The 18,120-nt window shown below is 32.9% G+C and carries 14 protein-coding genes; 11 read left to right on the plus strand and 3 right to left on the minus strand.

All coding sequences use genetic code 11. The features are described from left to right. The 8 genes from B4I81_RS08320 to B4I81_RS08355 form a co-directional block, all read left to right on the plus strand. Positions 1 to 1,510 (plus strand): two-component regulator propeller domain-containing protein (locus B4I81_RS08320; RefSeq protein WP_291109569.1); only part of this gene is annotated, 1,510 nt, incomplete at its 5' end. A 6-nt stretch (positions 1,511 to 1,516) separates the two neighbouring features. Beyond that, positions 1,517 to 3,046 carry an NAD(P)/FAD-dependent oxidoreductase gene (locus B4I81_RS08325; protein WP_291109571.1) on the plus strand — a complete coding sequence of 510 codons (1,530 nt, stop codon included), beginning with the start codon at positions 1,517 to 1,519 and terminating at the stop codon, positions 3,044 to 3,046. 649 nt (positions 3,047 to 3,695) lie between these two features. Then, positions 3,696 to 4,289: a hypothetical protein gene (locus B4I81_RS08330; RefSeq protein WP_291109573.1), complete on the plus strand. Its 594-nt coding sequence runs from the start codon at positions 3,696 to 3,698 to the stop codon at positions 4,287 to 4,289. Further along, entirely contained in the window at positions 4,273 to 4,986 is a 714-nt protein-coding gene (gene recO, locus B4I81_RS08335) for a DNA repair protein RecO (RefSeq protein ID WP_291109575.1), read from the plus strand. The genes B4I81_RS08330 and recO overlap by 17 nt, the downstream gene beginning before the upstream one ends. Positions 4,987 to 5,065: 79 nt before the next feature. Further along, positions 5,066 to 8,656: an isoleucine--tRNA ligase gene (gene ileS, locus B4I81_RS08340; protein ID WP_291109577.1), complete on the plus strand. Its 3,591-nt coding sequence runs from the start codon at positions 5,066 to 5,068 to the stop codon at positions 8,654 to 8,656. A 48-nt stretch (positions 8,657 to 8,704) separates the two neighbouring features. Next, positions 8,705 to 9,085: a TraR/DksA family transcriptional regulator gene (locus B4I81_RS08345; protein WP_291109579.1), complete on the plus strand. Its 381-nt coding sequence runs from the start codon at positions 8,705 to 8,707 to the stop codon at positions 9,083 to 9,085. Between the two features lie 82 nt (positions 9,086 to 9,167). Then, a complete protein-coding gene (locus B4I81_RS08350) occupies positions 9,168 to 9,803 on the plus strand; it encodes a lipoprotein signal peptidase (RefSeq protein WP_291109581.1) in 636 nt (211 codons plus the stop codon). Then, positions 9,803 to 10,084, plus strand: coding sequence for a hypothetical protein (locus tag B4I81_RS08355; RefSeq protein WP_291109583.1), 282 nt, complete (start codon positions 9,803 to 9,805; stop codon positions 10,082 to 10,084). Before B4I81_RS08350 ends, B4I81_RS08355 begins: the two co-directional genes overlap by 1 nt. On the opposite strand, the gene B4I81_RS08360 is transcribed toward B4I81_RS08355, so the two are convergent. From B4I81_RS08360 to B4I81_RS08370, 3 genes are read right to left on the minus strand one after another with little or no spacing between them, the layout of a single operon-like run. Continuing rightward, positions 10,071 to 10,634 (minus strand): 5-formyltetrahydrofolate cyclo-ligase, encoded by a 564-nt coding sequence (locus tag B4I81_RS08360; RefSeq protein WP_291109585.1) that lies wholly within the window; start codon positions 10,632 to 10,634, stop codon positions 10,071 to 10,073. The two genes, B4I81_RS08355 and B4I81_RS08360, sit on opposite strands and share 14 nt — an antisense overlap. Then, positions 10,627 to 11,865, minus strand: a complete 1,239-nt coding sequence (locus B4I81_RS08365; protein WP_291109587.1) for a pyridoxal-dependent decarboxylase — start codon at positions 11,863 to 11,865, stop codon at positions 10,627 to 10,629. Before B4I81_RS08365 ends, B4I81_RS08360 begins: the two co-directional genes overlap by 8 nt. 56 nt (positions 11,866 to 11,921) lie before the next feature. Beyond that, positions 11,922 to 12,896 carry a succinylglutamate desuccinylase/aspartoacylase family protein gene (locus B4I81_RS08370; RefSeq protein WP_291109589.1) on the minus strand — a complete coding sequence of 325 codons (975 nt, stop codon included), beginning with the start codon at positions 12,894 to 12,896 and terminating at the stop codon, positions 11,922 to 11,924. A 242-nt stretch (positions 12,897 to 13,138) separates the two neighbouring features. Between B4I81_RS08370 and uvrC the strand changes: the two genes are divergently transcribed. From uvrC to B4I81_RS08385, 3 genes are all read left to right on the plus strand, one after another. After that, positions 13,139 to 14,944 carry an excinuclease ABC subunit UvrC gene (uvrC, locus tag B4I81_RS08375; RefSeq protein ID WP_291109591.1) on the plus strand — a complete coding sequence of 602 codons (1,806 nt, stop codon included), beginning with the start codon at positions 13,139 to 13,141 and terminating at the stop codon, positions 14,942 to 14,944. After that, on the plus strand, positions 14,944 to 17,142 hold the full coding sequence (locus tag B4I81_RS08380) for a patatin-like phospholipase family protein (RefSeq protein WP_291109593.1): 2,199 nt from the start codon (positions 14,944 to 14,946) through the stop codon (positions 17,140 to 17,142). The genes uvrC and B4I81_RS08380 overlap by 1 nt, the downstream gene beginning before the upstream one ends. Positions 17,143 to 17,315: 173 nt before the next feature. After that, positions 17,316 to 18,120, plus strand: an 805-nt coding sequence (locus B4I81_RS08385) for a homogentisate 1,2-dioxygenase (RefSeq protein ID WP_291109595.1), incomplete at its 3' end; no start/stop codon positions are given.

Genomic DNA, 18,120 nt, shown 5'->3' on the forward strand with positions numbered 1-18,120 from the left:
TGTAACTACACAAAATCATGTATTTGTTTTAAATCAATCATACACTGTTTTAGTTGATATTACACAAATTCCAGACTACAATGCTATTTTTAAAGCAGCAACAGTAGTAAGTGGAATAGTTTATATTGGTACAGAAAAAGACGGTCTGTTTTCAACCTCTCTAGCAAATCCAACTGTTTTTCAGTCAATGTCACCCAATGGTCCCGTACGAAATTATATTTTCAGAGTAAAAAAAGCGCCTAATTACCTATGGGCGGTTTATGGTGATTATTCACGAGATTATAATCCTTACGGTTTAGATGAATTTGGGATTAGTAAATTTTCAAATGATACTGGTTGGGAATTAATCCCTTATGAGGATTTATTTCAAGCTAAGTCTATAAGCGATATTGTAATTAATCCAAACAATCCAAATCAAATATTTGCAACTTCCTATTTTTCAGGGTTATTGAAAATAGAAAATGAAAACATAGAACTTTTTAACAATACAAATACAGGGCCTAATGGTTTAGAATCATTAGTTGTGCCAGGAAGTCCAAGTTATGTTGATATTCGTATAAACAGTCCAGCTTTTGATAAAGACGGAAATCTCTGGTTAACAAATGCATTTGTTGAAAAGGCTATAAAGGTATTAGGTTCAAGTGGTCAATGGCAATCCTATAGTTTAGCTGATGTTGCTCCTACAGCTTCAACGGGTAGGTATGGGCCAATGGCTATAGATAAAAATAGAACTAAATGGATTCCTTCATTAAATGATGGATTAATTGCCTTTAATGAAAATTACAACAATAAATTTATTGTAATTAATTCTACAAATGGAAACTTAGCGGATAATGATGTGCGTTGTGTAGCAGTAGATAATAGAAACCAATTGTGGATTGGAACTTTTGCAGGATTAAGAGTTGTTTCTGTAGATCGTTTTATTTCTGAAACAGAATTAAACGTTAATTCTATTATCATTCAGGAAGGTGATTTAGCTCAAGAGTTGTTTTATCAACAAACGATTTTAGATATTGCTGTTGATGGTGCTAACAGAAAATGGGTTTCCATTGCCGATGGAGGGGTTTTCTTAGTGTCTTCTGATGGACAAGAAACCATTTATCGATTTACCAAAAACAATTCGCCTTTACCAAGTGATAATATCAACGATATAGAAATCGATGGTGTTTCAGGTGAAGTGTTTTTTGCAACAGATAAAGGAATGGTTTCTTTCTTAGGAACTTCTACCAAACCAAATGATAGTTTAAGTGATGTTTTTGTATATCCAAATCCAGTGCGACCAAATTTCGTAGGGACTTTAAAAATCAGTGGATTAACCGATAAGGCAAATGTTAAAATCACCGATATTGAAGGAAATTTAGTCTATGAGACTACAGCTGCTGGAGGAACTATTGAATGGGATACTAAAGCCTTTGGAAAGCACAAAGTAGCATCTGGCGTTTATATGATTTTTGTGGCTTCTGAAGACGCTACAGATTCGACAGTGAAAAAAGTAATGATTATTAGATAAAGTGTTTTGAAGAAAGTTCTAATCATTGGAGGAGGTCCAGCAGGCTTAACAGCAGCTTATGAATTCCTAAAACATACAGATATTCAACCTGTTGTGGTTGAAGCAACCGATTTATGGGGTGGAATTTCAAGAACTGAAAATCACAATGGCAATCGAATTGATATTGGAGGACATCGCTTTTTTTCAAAATCAGATGTAGTGATGCAATGGTGGCAAGAAATTTTACCTATTTATTCAGAAACTAATGAAATAGAAATTTCATATCAAAATCAGCACTCCACCATTCAAGTTAACCTAATAAACAATGATTCAGAAGCTGTATTCTTAGTTAGAAAAAGACTTTCAAGAATCTTTTACCAAAAGAAATTCTTCGATTATCCTATAAAATTAAGCTTTAAAACGATTTCAAAATTAGGATATTTAAATACGGTTTTAATACTTTTTAGCTATCTAAAAAGTGTAATCTTTCCAATAAAAAATGAAAAATCATTAGAAGATTTTTTTATTAACCGATTTGGTGTTCGTTTGTATCAAACTTTTTTTAAAGACTACACTGAAAAAGTTTGGGGTGTTTCTTGTGCAGAAATTAGTTCAGAATGGGGTGCACAACGAATAAAAGGACTTTCAATAACCAAAACCATTTTTGATATTCTCCAAAAGCCCTTCAGAAAAAAAGATATTAACCAAAAAAACACCGAAACATCATTAATTGAATATTTTTTATATCCCAAATACGGACCTGGACAATTATGGACTAAAGTAGCAGAAGTTGTGGAACAAAAAGGAGGAATTCTCCTTAAAAACACTAAAGTTGTTCAACTCAACGGAACAAAAGAATTGACGTTTGCTTTGGTAGAAACAGGAAAAGAAAAAGCACAATCTACCATTGCATTTGATTACTGCATTTCTACAATGCCTATAAAAGATTTATTCAATGCTTTCTCTTTTGCTATTCCACTAGATATTAAAAAGATTTCAGATAATTTAGTTTATCGCGATTTTATAACTGTTGGTATATTATTAGACAAAACAAAAATTGAACTAAACGATAATTGGATTTATATTCAAGAAAGCTATGTAAAAGTTGGGAGAATTCAAGTGTTCAATAATTGGAGTCCGTTTTTAGTTTCCAATACAGAAACCATTTGGTTAGGGTTGGAATATTTTTGCAATGAAAACGACTCGCTTTGGCAATTAAACGAAGAAGAATTAATTGTATTAGCAGGTCAAGAATTAATACAGCTAGGTTTTATAGATTCTAATAAAAATGTTTTGGATGCAAAAGTTATTAAAGTTCCTAAAACCTATCCTGCTTATTTTGGAGCGTATAACGAATTTTATAAAATTAGAAATTTTGTAGATGCAATTCCAAATTTGTTTTTAGTAGGAAGAAATGGAATGCATAAATACAACAACCAAGATCATTCTATGTTAACAGCAATGCAAGCTGTTCAAAACATAAAAAATGGTATTGTATCTAAAGAAAACATTTGGTCTATTAATACCGAAGAAGAATATCATGAAGAGAAAAAATAAGAATTTCTCGAAGCGTATTTTTGTGTTTATCATATTTTATATTGTTCTACTATTATTACGAATATGGAATGGTAACTTCAATCTTGTAGATTCTGAAGAATATATTGAGGTTGCAAAGTTGATTATTCAAGGCGATTATATTAATACTCAAGACCCAATAATTAGTAGAAGACCTTTTGTTTATCCATTATTTTTATCCTTGACTTTTACATTTAATCCTTTTGTAATTGTATTTTTTCAAGCAATACTTTTATTTTTAAGCTTCCTTTTCTTTTATAAAATATTAGCTTTTTACAAAATCAAGAATGAGAATTTGTTATTGATTATAGTTTTATTAACTCCCTCGATTTTTATATATTCACAATTAGTAATGTCTGAAATACTTATTCTTTTTCTGATTACTTTACTTTTTTATTTGTATACCGTTCACTTTCATTGGAAAAACATTAAGTATGCACAGCTAATATTAACAATATTGGCATTCACAAAACCCGTATTTTATCCCTTTGTGTTTATAAATTTAGCACTAATGTTGATTTATTTTTTCAAAGTAAAACGTTTCAATTTTTGGGTTTTATTGCCTGTTTTTTCGGTTCTTTTGTATATTAACTACAATCAAAATAAATTTGGTTACAAACACTTTTCCTCAATGGAAAATCAAAATCTCATTTATTACAATTTATATTATTTTAAAGCAAAAAACGAATCAAAAGAAATTGCTGATCAATGGATTTCAAATATAAATACTTCATTAACAGACAAAAATCAAAAAGAAACCAACGATTTTCTTAAGTTAGTTGCTTATAATGAGATAAAAGCCAATTTCATTCCGTATACTTTTTATCACATTTCAACAGGAATTCGAGGTGTTTTTGACCCAGGAAGATTTGATTTAATGACATTTATTGCAAAAGAAGATGGTAGACAAGGTTTTCTTGAAATACTGAATGGAAACAAACCTTTTTCTTCTTTGTTTTCCAAAAAATCATTACTACTTGTCTATTTTTTATTAGTTCCAATTTTTCTCGTACTGCTTTTTAAATGGTTTCATTTTTTTAAATTCTATTCAACTAAAAAAAGAAGTTTCTCCGAATATTTTTTCTTTGTTTTTATTGGCTATTATGTTCTGATAACTGGTCCAGTAAATTGTTCCCGATACATGATGCCTTTCCAGTTTGTTCTAATTACTTTTGTATTAGTTTCTGTTAACGAAAATAAACTGAAAAATGCTAGTCAAAACTAAAGCTATCGTTCTTTCTTCCCTAAAATATCAAGAAAAAAGCTTGATTGTAAAGTGTTTAACACAATCCGATGGTTTAAAAAGTTATTTTGTACAAAGCGCTTATTCTAACAAAAAAGCGAATCAAAAAATTGCGTATTTTCAACCGTTAACAATTATTGAAATCGAAGCGAATCATAAAAATAAAGGCACACTCGAACATTTTAAAGAAATAAAATTAGCACATAGTTTTCATTCGATTAATACCGATATTGTCAAAAGCACTATCGTAATTTTTCTTTCCGAAATTTTACATCACAGCATCCACGAAGAAGAGAAAAATGAAAATCTTTTTTCGTTTTTAGAAACCGCTTTGCTTTGGTTAGATACTCATGAAGAAGCGGCAAATTTTCATCTAATTTTGATGATGGAAATGACCAAATTCTTAGGTTTTTATCCCGATGTTTCCGAAATAGATTTCCATTTTTTCGATGTGAAAGAAGCGTTTTTTACTCCATTTCAATCGGTAAATACACTTTCAGCACATGAAACACAATTGTTTAAACGATTAATCGAATTAAAATTTGATTCCAATCAAAAAACTTTTGCTGGGATAGAACGTCAAATTCTATTGAAAATCCTCTTAGATTTCTATATGTTACATCTCGAAGGCTTCAAAAAACCAAAATCGTTAGAAGTTTTAAAAGAAGTTTTTTCCTAATTCTTAACTTTTACCTTTTACCTTTTGCCTTTTACCTTTAAATCATTACCTTCGCAAATTGATTTAAGAAAGCGACAAAATGAGTACAAAATTTACTGAATACAAAGGACTTGACTTGCCAACAGTAGCATCAGAAGTTCTTGATTTTTGGAAAAAAAACAACATCTTTGAACAATCGGTAACTTCTCGTGAAGGAGCTACACCTTACGTGTTTTTTGAAGGACCACCATCTGCAAACGGTTTACCTGGAATTCACCACGTAATGGCGCGTGCGATTAAAGATATTTTTTGTCGTTACAAAACTCAAAAAGGCTACCAAGTTAAGCGAAAAGCAGGTTGGGATACGCATGGATTACCAGTAGAATTAGGTACCGAAAAAGAATTAGGCATCACTAAAGAAGACATCGGAAAAACGATTTCGGTTACCGAATACAACGAAGCGTGTAAAAGAACCGTTATGCGCTACACGGATGTTTGGAACGACCTTACCGAAAAAATGGGATATTGGGTTGATATGGAAGATCCGTATGTGACGTACAAATCCAAATACATGGAAACCGTTTGGTGGTTGTTGAAACAAATTTACAACAAAGATTTACTATACAAAGGCTACACCATTCAGCCCTATTCGCCAAAAGCGGGAACAGGTTTGTCTTCGCACGAAGTAAATCAGCCAGGTTCATATCGTGATGTTACGGATACTACGATTGTAGCGCAATTCAAAGCAAAAGACGAAACGTTACCAAGTTTCTTGCAAGGTTTTGGAACGGTTCATTTCTTAGCTTGGACGACAACTCCTTGGACATTGCCATCAAATACGGCATTAACTGTTGGGCCAAAAATCGATTATGTTTTAGTGAAAACATTTAATGAATATACAGGACAACAAATCAATGTAATATTGGCAAAAAATTTAGTTGGAAAGCATTTCAAAGGAAAATTCTTTCAAGTTCCTTTAACAATTGATTTTTCTAATTTGAATAGTGAATATGATGGAATAGGAAGAATTGAGGCAATAACAGGGCAAAAGTTTACTGATGTTGATTTCCGAAATTTATTTGATATTAAAGTAGGAAAAAAGACACAAGGTTACGATAATTCAAAATATAGTGATGTAGGATATAATTTTGATGAAGAAACAATAAATTTAATTGAAGCTTCAGATATTCAGACAGTAAACAAAAAAATTCCTTATCAAATTGTTGCCGAAGCAAAAGGCGCTGATTTAGTAGGAATTCGTTACGAACAATTATTGCCATTAGTGTTACCTTATCAAAATCCAGAAAATGCATTCCGTGTAATTTCTGGTGATTTCGTAACTACAGAAGATGGAACTGGAATTGTACACACCGCACCAACATTTGGAGCAGATGATGCTAAAGTGGCTAAAGAAGCTACTCCTGAAGTACCACCAATGTTAGTTTTAGACGAAAACGGAAATCCTGTGCCGTTGGTAGATTTACAAGGAAGATTCATCCAAGGCTTAGGTGATTTTTCAGGGAAATACGTTAAAAACGAATATTACAACGAAGGAGAAGCGCCAGAACGTTCAGCTGACGTAGAAATCGCTATCCAATTAAAAGAAGAAAACAAAGCCTTTAAGGTTGAAAAATACGTTCACAGTTACCCACATTGTTGGAGAACGGACAAACCAATTTTATACTATCCATTAGATTCTTGGTTCATCAAAGTAACCGAAATTAAAGATAGAATGTTCGACTTAAATGACACCATCAACTGGAAGCCAAAAGCTACAGGAGAAGGTCGTTTTGGAAATTGGTTGAAAAATGCGAATGATTGGAACTTATCGCGTTCAAGATATTGGGGAATTCCTTTGCCAATTTGGAGAAGTGAAGACGGAACTGAAGAAATGTTAGTGGGTTCAGTTGAAGAATTGTACAACGAAATCGAGAAATCCATCGCAGCAGGTTTCCAATCTGAAAATCCATACAAAGGATTCAAAATTGGCGACATGAGCGAAGCTAACTACGATTTAGTGGATTTACACAAAAATGTAGTAGACGGAATTGTTTTAGTTTCTCCAACAGGAAAACCAATGAAACGTGAAACGGATTTAATTGATGTTTGGTTCGATTCAGGCGCGATGCCTTATGCACAATGGCATTATCCATTTGAAAATAAAGAGTTAATCGACGAAAATAAAGCGTTTCCAGCTGATTTTATTGCCGAAGGTGTTGACCAAACTCGTGGTTGGTTCTATACATTACATGCAATCGGAACTTTAGTTTTCGACAAAATTGCCTACAAAAACGTAGTTTCAAATGGATTGGTTTTAGACAAAAATGGACAAAAAATGTCGAAACGTCTAGGAAATGCAGTAGATCCATTCACCACTTTGGCTGAATACGGTCCAGATGCTACACGTTGGTACATGATTTCCAATGCAAATCCTTGGGACAACTTAAAATTTGACATTGAAGGTGTTGCTGAGGTAAGAAGAAAATTCTTTGGAACCCTTTATAATACGTATTCGTTCTTTGCTTTATATGCGAATATCGATGGTTTTAAATACGATGAAGCAGAAGTTCCATTAAACGAAAGACCAGAAATTGATCGTTGGATTTTATCGGAATTACATACTTTAATTCAATTGGTAGATGAAGCGTACGCGGATTACGAACCAACAAAAGCGGCTCGTGCTATTTCCGATTTCGTTCAAGAAAACTTGAGTAACTGGTACGTTCGTTTGTGTAGAAGAAGATTCTGGAAAGGCGATTATGCGCAAGATAAAATCGCAGCGTATCAAACGCTTTATACTTGTTTGGTAACGGTTGCGAAGCTTTCGGCTCCAATTGCACCGTTCTTTATGGACAAACTTTACCGAGATTTAACACAAGCTACAGGTTCTGAGTCGTTTGAAAGCGTACATTTGGCCGAGTTTCCAAAAATGGTTGAAAACTTTGTTGATAAATCGTTAGAGAGCAAAATGATGAAAGCGCAAACGGTTTCTTCATTAGTTTTATCACTTCGTAAGAAGGAAATGATTAAAGTGCGTCAACCGTTGCAAAGGGTTATGATTCCTGTACTTGATGATAATCAGCGTGCAGAAATTGAGGCGGTTTCTGATTTAATTAAAGCGGAGGTAAATGTGAAAGAAGTAGAGTTGTTGGATGATGCTTCTGGAGTTTTAGTGAAGCAAATTAAACCTAATTTTAAAACATTAGGTCCTCGTTTTGGCAAAGATATGGGATTGATTTCCAAAGAGATACAAAATTTTGGACAAGAGCAAATTGCTAAATTAGAGCGTGATGGCGAATTAGTTATGGATATTGCAGGAAAAAGTATAACTTTATCACAAGATGATGTTGAAATTTCATCGCAAGATATCCCAGGTTGGTTAGTAGCCAATTCAAACGGAATTACAGTAGCGTTAGATATTACCATTTCCGATGAATTAAGAAAAGAAGGGATTGCGAGAGAATTAATCAATAGAATTCAAAATATCAGAAAAGATTCTGGTTTTGAAGTAACAGATAAGATTACGGTTAAAATGGATAAAAATTCGCAAGTTGAGGAAGCCGTTTTAGCTAATGAATCGTATATTAAGTCAGAAACATTAACTGAAAATTTAATTTTTGTTGAAAACCTTGAAAATGGTACAGAAATTGAGTTTGATGATATTAAAACAAGTATATTAATTTCAAAATAAAAGCCAAAAGCTTTTAATCGACGTATAACTATAAAAAATATTGAAATTATGGTAGAGGAGCAAATTAGATATTCAGACGCCGATTTAGCTGAATTCAAAGCGTTAATTCAAGCTAAATTAGAAAAAGCTAAAAGCGATTTAGAGCTAATTAAAAGTGCTTATATGAATGATTTAAATAATGGAACTGATGATACATCGCCAACATTTAAAGCATTTGAAGAAGGAAGCGAAACGATGAGCAAAGAAGCTAATTCGCAGTTAGCTATTCGTCAAGAAAAATTCATTAGAGATTTAAAAAATGCCTTAATTCGTATCGAGAACAAAACCTATGGTATTTGTAAGGTTACTGGCAAATTAATTAATAAAGAAAGATTAAAAATCGTTCCTCATGCCACTATGAGTATCGAGGCAAAAAACTTGCAACGTTAATCTTTTTACAAAATTATACTAACGCTCCGTTTGGGGCGTTTTTTATTTGATAAATTCCACTATTTTTGCAAAAAAATTGAACATGTCGTTAAAGAAAGCCTATTTATTAATCATTGCTATTTTATTAATTGATCAGATTTCAAAAATCTATATCAAAACACATTTTTTTATTGGAGAATCCATAAAAGTAATGGGTTTAGATTGGTTTCAAATTCATTTTATAGAGAATGAAGGTATGGCTTGGGGAGCAGAAATTCCAGGTGAACATGGGAAATTAATCTTAACCTTATTCCGAATTGTAGCTGTAGGTGGAATCGCCTGGTGGTTATGGGATTCGGTTAAAAATAAAGCTTCAAATTATTTAATTGTAGCCATTGCTTTGATTTTCACCGGCGCTTTAGGAAATATTATCGATTCTGTTTTTTACGGAGTTATTTTTAACGATAGTTATCATCAAGTTGCAACCGCTTTTTCAGACCAACCTTATGGGACTTGGTTCCATGGAGAAGTAGTAGATATGTTCTATTTTCCAATGTGGGAAGGTAATTTACCTTCTTGGTTGCCAATTTGGGGTGGAAAACACTTCACTTTCTTCAACGCTATTTTCAACGTAGCCGATGTGGCGATTTCAACGGGTGTTGGGATTTTAATCGTATTTAACAAAAGAGCTTTTGCTCATGCGGATAAAGAGGAAGAAACTAATCAAACTCAAGAATAATGTTTCCTACAGATTCTGAATTTACACTTTTATACTTTGTGTATTTTTCGGTATTTGCTTATTTTCTTTTGGGATTAATTTTTACTAAAAGAACTACTTATAAAGTGAATTTGATTATTTTTTTGATCTATTTCTTTCTGATGTTTTATGTTTTTTTAGATGAAGATAATTTCAAAGGAGGAAATTCATTAGCAGTTCTTTTATCAGGTGGATTTTTTGTTATAACCCATATTTTCATCTATGGCTTAGTAGAATTGATTATGAATTTTAGAATGAGATAATCCCCTCAGGCGTCACACAAAAATCCAATTTTACATCATTTTCCGAAACATCGTTAATTTTTTCTTCTGGAGGAAAGAAGGATAATCCAATTTTAATCGTTTCGGGCTTGCATTTGCTTAGAAAGTTATCGTAGAAACCTTTTCCGTAACCCACGCGGTTTCCTTGCTTGTCGTAGGCTAAAAGCGGTACAAAAACCACATCAATTTTCGTGTCAGGAACTTCTAAACCATCAACCGGTTCTGGAACGTTGTAACTGTTTTTTTTGATTTTGGTATTATCGGTTAATAAAAAATGCATCATTCCTAAAGTAGCAAATTCGCACTTCGAAATGACGATTTCTTTATCTTTTCCCGCTAAAATTTGAAGAATATATTCGGTATTGATTTCTTTTTGCTCTTCAATCGTTAAAAACAAATGATAATACAATTTGTCCCAAATGTCCATACGCAACAATTGGTTCGCAATCGCCAAACTTTTGTCTTCGATTTCTTCTTGAGTTAACTTTTGCCTTTCAACTTTTGCCTTTTGCCTTAACGATTTCTTATCCATTTACAGACGCTTTTAATTCGTCTATAAATTTAGTCAAATGTTCTACTTCTACGTGATCCATTAACACAATTTTGTACCATTTGTTATTTTCGTTGTGTTGTTGTGGCACCAAATCATATTTTTCAGCAATTTTTTCTGGAATAGATTCCGAATGAATCGTTACGATATTCATAAACGGTTCACGGAAATATTGGATATTTAGTTTATCTAATTCGTTACATAAAAATTGAGTACGCATTTGCAAAATACTCACTTTTTCAAACCATCCATAAGCACCGTATGTAAATAAAATCATCCAAACTGCAACCGCATTCGCTCCAGAACGACTTCCGCAAAGCGTTAAATCCATGCCTTCTACGTATTCTGCTTCTTTGGTTAATACGTTTTCGATTAAACCTTTTCGGCAAACAAAAACACCTGTTCCATAAGGAGCTTGCAACATTTTGTGCGCATCAATGGTAATCGAACTAATTTTCGGATTACTAAAGTTAATTTTTGAATTTTGATTACTAAACGGATACACAAATCCGCCATAAGCGCCATCAATATGCAAACGATACGTCGCATTATTTTTTTCCAATGCAGAAGTATACACATCCGGATTATCCACAGAACCAAACATTGTAGTCGCCATATTGGAAACGGCAATGAAGTATTTTTTTCCTTTATTTTTAGCTTCCGAAATGATATTGTCTAAAGCAATCGGATCAATTTCACGGTTTTCAAACCCTACCGGAATTTTCAACCAATCGATTTGCAATAAATTAGAAGCTTTTGGAATGGAATAATGTGTGTCTTCCGAAGCTAAAATGGCAATTTCCTCTAATTTCGCATCGAATTTATGCATGAATTCATTTCTAAAAACCCAAATCGCTTGAATATTCGCTTCCGTTCCACCAGGAGCGATGTAACCGTCAAATTCGTTTTCTTTGGCTTTAAAAATATCAACCGCAATGACGTTTAAAACTTCACGCTCAATTTCTTGTGTGCCATAAAATGCTTTTTCCGAAGTGCCAAAAGTATGACACCCAATATTATTTGGATTGGCAACATAAGTTTGAAGTGTTGGTGCATCTTTTAAAAAAGGCGCATCATCATAAAAAACGCGATTATCTAATTTAGACGCTGGATATCCTAATGAAGCGTCTTTTGAGAAATTTACATTATCGTGTAAAGCCTTTTCAATACGGGCTTTTCTTTCTTCTTGTGTTAATTTTTTCCAGAAGTTCATACCTAAAAATTTTTGGCGAATTTACAGTGGATATACCAATAAAAATATGATAATTGTTAGCTTTCCAATTCTAACTGGGTTGAGATATGAAAAATAGCATCGCCTTGGTAAATAATCGGAGCGTTATTTACATTGATGATATAACCTTCATGTGATGCTTTTACTTTATGTTCGATTTTTCCATATGGATCAGAAATAGTAGCTAATAATTCGCCTTTTTTGACAAAACTTCCAATTGTTGTTAAACCATGAAACATACCGGAATATTTCGCTCTTATCCAACTCGATTTTTCAATATAAATGGTTTTATTTTGAGGATTAGTTACTTTTTTTCTCGGATTTAGCATTTCTAAATGGTTTAGAAATCGTTTAGTTCCTTCTACCGCTTCTTCGGTAACTTGAAGATTTAAATCCAATGATTTTCCACCTTCAAAAAGCAACATTTTAACCCCTAATTTATCACAAGAATTTCGAAACGAACCTGAAATATTTTTCGAATACAAGGTAAAAGGCGCATTGAAAACATCCGAAAGTTCTTTTAATTCTGAATTTTCTGGAACAATTCTAATTTGAGGGGCATTAAAACGACTCGCACCACCAGCATGAAAATCGATGGCATAATCTACATGAGGCATAATTTCTTTCAAAATGTAATACGCAAAACGACTGGCTAAAGAACCTGTTTTACTTCCAGGAAAAACCCGATTCAAATCGCGACCATCGGGAAATTCACGCGTTTGATTGACAAATCCGAAAATATTAATAATTGGGATGCAAATAATTGTGCCACGTTTTGGTTTGTTGATTTTTTGAATAATTAACTGACGCACAATTTCAGTTCCGTTGATTTCATCGCCATGCAAACAAGCCGTGAATAAAACCGTTGGACCATCAAGTTTTGAACGTTCCACAATTATTGGAATTTTCAATTTGTTCATGGTGTGCAACTTGGCAATTTCCATGTTAATGGTTTTGCTTTCGCCCGCTAAAATGGTTTCTTTTAGTATTACAAGTGGTTTTGAGGCTGTCATTTGGTTGATTCTAAGGTGTTAAAAATACGAAAAGTTCAAGAACAAGGGCAAGTTCAAGTTCAAAAATCAATTTTTTATTGGGATACAGATTTAAAATAAAAAGTTTAATCGCAAAGAGCGCAAAGATTTACGCCAAGTTCGCAATTTTTAAAATCCGTCCAATTTGCGCTGCAAAGCATCCGTTTCATCTGCGTGCCAATTAAAACAATTCTATTATCTTTGTTCTATCATCTTTCAATAAAATGCAAACACCATTAGAACTTCAAATCCAAACTTTACCTGATAATCCGGGTGTGTATCAGTATTATGATAAGGAAGGAAAAATTCTATATGTTGGGAAGGCGAAAAACTTAAAAAAACGTGTTCAATCGTATTTTACTAAGAATCATGATAATTATAAAACTTCGGTTTTAGTTAAGAAGATAGTTACGATAAAACACATTGTTGTTCCTACGGAAACCGATGCATTATTGTTGGAAAACAACCTGATTAAAAAGCTGCAACCGCGTTACAATGTCTTGCTTCGCGATGACAAAACGTATCCTTGGATTTGTATTAAAAATGAACGATTTCCAAGAATATTCTCTACCCGAAAAATGATTAAAGATGGTTCGGAATATTTTGGACCTTACACCAGTTTTAAAACGGTTCATACGATTTTAGATTTAATTAAAGAATTGTATCCATTACGAACTTGTACTTACGATTTATCGAAAGCAAATGTTGATACGGGAAAATTTAAAGTGTGTTTGGAATATCATATTGGCAATTGTAAAGGCGCTTGTGAAGGTTATGAAACGGCTGAAAACTATCAAAATCAAGTCGAAAAAATCCGTCAAATTTTAAAGGGAAATTTCAAAGAAAGTTTGAAAGATTTCAAGAAATTAATGACCGATTTGGCGATGGAAATGAAGTTTGAAGAAGCGCAAAAAATCAAAGAAAAAATTGAAGTTTTAGAAAATTACCAATCGCGTTCTACGGTTTTGAATCCGAAAATTACCAATTTGGATGTGTTTTCGATTATTTCCGATGAAACGATGGCGTATGTGAACTTTTTGCAGATTTCGCATGGAGCAATCGTTCGTTCGCACACGTTAGAATTGAAGAAAAAATTAGACGAAACCAACGAAGAATTACTAGAATTAGCCGTTGTTGAATTACGCGAACGTTTTCATTTGAATGCCCGAGAAATTGTCGTTCCATTTGCAATAGATTTAGGAGAAAATGTAAAAGTAACCGTACCTCAATTAGGTGATAAAAAGCAAATTTTAGATTTATCAGAGCGTAACGCCAAATTTTATCGATTAGATCAATTAAAGCAAATTCAAATCGTTGATCCAGAACGTCATACGAATCGTATCATGGCACAAATGCAGAAAGATTTGCGTTTATCAGTAGAGCCAAGACATATCGAGTGTTTCGATAACTCGAATATTCAAGGAACTAACCCTGTTTCGGCTTGTGTGGTGTTTAAAGATGGGAAACCAAGTAAAAAAGATTACCGTCATTTCAACATTAAAACAGTTGAAGGTCCAAATGATTTTGCTTCGATGGAAGAAGTGGTGTATCGAAGATACAAACGCATGTTAGATGAAAATCAACCTTTACCGCAATTGATTATTATTGATGGTGGAAAAGGGCAATTATCTTCGGCTTTAAAAAGTATTGATGATTTAGGATTACGAGGAAAAATTGCCATTATCGGAATTGCAAAACGTTTGGAAGAATTGTTTTATCCGGGTGATTCGGTGCCGTTGTATTTGGATAAAAAATCGGAAACCTTGAAAGTGATTCAGTATTTACGAAACGAAGCGCATCGATTTGGAATTACCCATCATCGCGATAAAAGAAGTAAATCGGCTTTAACCAATAGTTTGGAAAGTATTCCAGGAATCGGTGAAAAAACGATGATTACTTTAATGAAACATTTCAAAAGTGTTAAAAGATTGCAAAATGCCGACGAAAAAGCAATTTCTGAAGTTGTAGGTGTTTCAAAAGCCAAAAAAATTTCCGACTTTTACAAGACAATTCAATCTGAAAATAAATAATGAAAAAACTCTTCTTGTTTGTAAGCCTACTAATTTTTACCCAAATCAGCTTAGGACAAGAAACCCCGCGACCAAAAGTTGGACTTGTGCTTAGTGGTGGTGGTGCAAAAGGATTGGCACATATTGGCGTGCTAAAAGTAATCGATTCGTTAGGAATAAAAATCGATTATGTAGCAGGAACTAGTATGGGTGCCATTGTGGGTGGATTGTATGCATCGGGGTACAACGCCGAACAATTGGATTCTATTTTTTCAAATGTAGATATTGATGCCTTACTTCAAGATTATACACCAAGAGAAGCTAAATCTTTTTACGAAAAGCGAAATGACGAGATCTATGCTTTAACGCTTCCATTTAACAAGTTTAAATTGGGATTGCCGAAAGGACTTTCTAAAGGATTGTACAATTTCAATTTGTTGTCTTCTTTAACACAACATGTAAGTCATGTTCGTGATTTTAAACAGTTACCCGTTCCGTTTTTATGCATTGCAACAGATGCAGAAACGGGTGAGAAGGTAGTTTTAGATTCAGGAATCTTAGCACAAAGTATGATTGCTAGTGGTGCGTTGCCTACATTATATAGTCCATTTGAAATTAATGGAAGACTTTTAATTGATGGCGGTGTTGTGGATAATTATCCTATTGAAGAATTAAAAGCTAGAGAAGTTGATTTTGTAATTGGTGTCGATGTTCAGGATGGTTTAAGAACAAGAAATGAGTTAAAAGATGTGACTTCTGTATTGGCTCAAATCAATAATTTTTCAATGATCCAAAAAATGGAAGGAAAGCAAAAAGCTACCGATATTTACATCAAACCCGATATTAAAGGTTTCACAGTTGTAGCTTTTGAAAGGGGTAAGGAAATCATAAAAAAAGGCAAGGAAAAGGCATTGAAATTTATTAAAGAATTAACTCCATTTAGTGGTTTGAATTCAAGAAATTCATCAAAAATCACCAAACAAGATTCTATTTTAATTACGGATATTGAAATTAACCAGCTCGAAAATTTCACACGATCTTATATCATTGGTAAATTAAAATTTAAAAAAAATAGTAAAATCGCCGTAAATCAATTGCAGCGAGGCATTTTAAACTTAAATGCCACACAAAACTTTAGCGCTATATCCTATGCGTTTGAAAAACATGAAGGGGGTGATAAATTATTGATCAACTTAAAAGAAAATGAAGTACATACGTTTTTAAAATTTGGTTTGCATTACGATGATTTGTTCAAAAGTGGGATTTTGTTGAATTACACTAAAAAACGTCTCATAGCAAAAAACGATGTGGCTTCTTTTGATTTGGTTCTAGGGGATAATATTCGATACAATTTCGATTATTATATTGATAACGGATTTTATTGGAGTTTTGGTTTTAATTCTAGATTAACAACTTTCAACAGAAATATTACAAGCAATATTGTAGATAATCCAATTTTTAATACAACAGCTAATGCTATTAATGTTGATTTTTTTGACTTAAGTAATCAAGCTTATATGCAAACGATTTTCGCACAAAAATTTTCATTAGGAGCAGGTGTAGAATATAAATTTCTACGATTAGAATCCGAAACATCTGAAAATACATCACCAGTTATTGAGGACAGTAATTACCTTTCGCTTTTTGGATTTATGAAATATGATTCATTTGACAAAAAATATTTTCCAAAATCAGGATGGAATTTTAATTCCGAACTGAAATATTACGCTTATTCGACAGATTATAGTAATAATTTTGAGCGATTTTCAATTGCAAAGGCAGATTTTAGTTTTGCCCAACCCTTTTTTAAAAACACTACATTTATACTTCAATCAGAAGGAGGTTTTGCTTTTGGAGAAAGAAGTGTTTCTTATTTTGACTTTGTTTTAGGAGGTTATGGTTTTCAACAGGTGAATAATATCAGACCTTTTTATGGATATGATTATTTAAGTTTAGGTGGCGATAGTTATTTGAAACTGAATTTAAAATTAGATTATGAAATCTTTAAAAAACACCATCTTAATTTTAGTGCTAATTTTGCTAATATTGGAGATAATATTTTCGATAATGTAGATACTTGGCTAATCGAACCTAAGTATTCTGGATATTCCATAGGTTATGGCATGGAAACCGTGATAGGTCCTGTTGAAATAAAGCACTCTTGGTCGCCCGAAACAAAAGATCACCACACCTGGTTTTCAGTAGGATTTTGGTTTTAAAAAAAAATTACGATATTTGTAAGGATGAAAAAATGGTCCGGTTTATTAGCGCATCTTAAGTTCCTCATCAAGAGAAATCCTGAGTGAGAGGTATTTCTTACCAATACGTTTCTATCTTCTAACAAAATTGGTTCTTAGACATATATTTAATTTTCTTATAAAAATTAATCACAATGCCAATATATCATAAATTGGGAAATATCCCACATAAACGTCATATACAATTCCGTAAACCTAACGGGGATTTGTATTATGAGCAGCTATTTGGTACAGTAGGTTTTGACGGAATGTCAACAAATATGTATCACGAGCATCGTCCTACACAAGTAAAGGAAATTAGAAACCAATACAGTGTTGCGCCTAAAATTGCTAAGGCAAATAATATTCAATCGTATCGATTACGCGGTTTTGAAGTAGCGCCACAAGATGATTACTTAGAAAGTAGAAAAATCGTGCTTACGAATTCCGATTGTCATATTGTTTTGGCAGCTCCAAGAAAATCTACAACTGATTATTTTTATAAAAACACGGATTCTGATGAAGTAATTTTCATTCACAAAGGAACAGGGAAATTAAGAACCATGTTAGGAAATTTAGATTTCAAATATGGGGATTATTTGGTTATTCCTAGAGGAATGATTTATAAAATGGATTTTGATACCGAAGATAATCGTTTGTTTATCGTAGAATCACATTCGCCAGTTTACACACCAAAACAATACAGAAACTGGTTCGGACAATTGTTAGAACATTCACCATTTTGTGAAAGAGATATCCGTCGTCCAGAAGAATTAGAAACGTATAACGAAAAAGGGGAATTCGTAATCAAAATCAAAAAGAAAGACGAAATTTTTGAATTGGTTTATGCAACACATCCATTTGATGTAGTGGGTTACGATGGTTATAACTATCCGTATGCATTTTCAATTCACGATTTTGAACCAATTACAGGTAGAATTCATTTACCACCGCCAATTC

It is taken from the genome of Flavobacterium sp. UBA6195 (assembly GCF_002422095.1).
Taxonomy (GTDB): Bacteria; Bacteroidota; Bacteroidia; order Flavobacteriales; family Flavobacteriaceae; genus Flavobacterium.

What these genes read in the sequence shown, in the direction of transcription:
- B4I81_RS08370 (WP_291109589.1), bottom strand. Translation starts at nt 12,896, where the DNA reads ATGACAGCCTCAAAACCACTTGTAATACTAAAAGAAACCATTTTAGCG.
- B4I81_RS08355 (WP_291109583.1), top strand. Translation starts at nt 9,803, where the DNA reads ATGTTTCCTACAGATTCTGAATTTACACTTTTATACTTTGTGTATTTT.
- B4I81_RS08345 (WP_291109579.1), top strand. Translation starts at nt 8,705, where the DNA reads ATGGTAGAGGAGCAAATTAGATATTCAGACGCCGATTTAGCTGAATTC.
- B4I81_RS08350 (WP_291109581.1), top strand. Translation starts at nt 9,168, where the DNA reads ATGTCGTTAAAGAAAGCCTATTTATTAATCATTGCTATTTTATTAATT.
- B4I81_RS08330 (WP_291109573.1), top strand. Translation starts at nt 3,696, where the DNA reads ATGGAAAATCAAAATCTCATTTATTACAATTTATATTATTTTAAAGCA.
- uvrC (WP_291109591.1), top strand. Translation starts at nt 13,139, where the DNA reads ATGCAAACACCATTAGAACTTCAAATCCAAACTTTACCTGATAATCCG.
- B4I81_RS08360 (WP_291109585.1), bottom strand. Translation starts at nt 10,634, where the DNA reads ATGGATAAGAAATCGTTAAGGCAAAAGGCAAAAGTTGAAAGGCAAAAG.
- B4I81_RS08365 (WP_291109587.1), bottom strand. Translation starts at nt 11,865, where the DNA reads ATGAACTTCTGGAAAAAATTAACACAAGAAGAAAGAAAAGCCCGTATT.
- recO (WP_291109575.1), top strand. Translation starts at nt 4,273, where the DNA reads ATGCTAGTCAAAACTAAAGCTATCGTTCTTTCTTCCCTAAAATATCAA.
- ileS (WP_291109577.1), top strand. Translation starts at nt 5,066, where the DNA reads ATGAGTACAAAATTTACTGAATACAAAGGACTTGACTTGCCAACAGTA.
- B4I81_RS08380 (WP_291109593.1), top strand. Translation starts at nt 14,944, where the DNA reads ATGAAAAAACTCTTCTTGTTTGTAAGCCTACTAATTTTTACCCAAATC.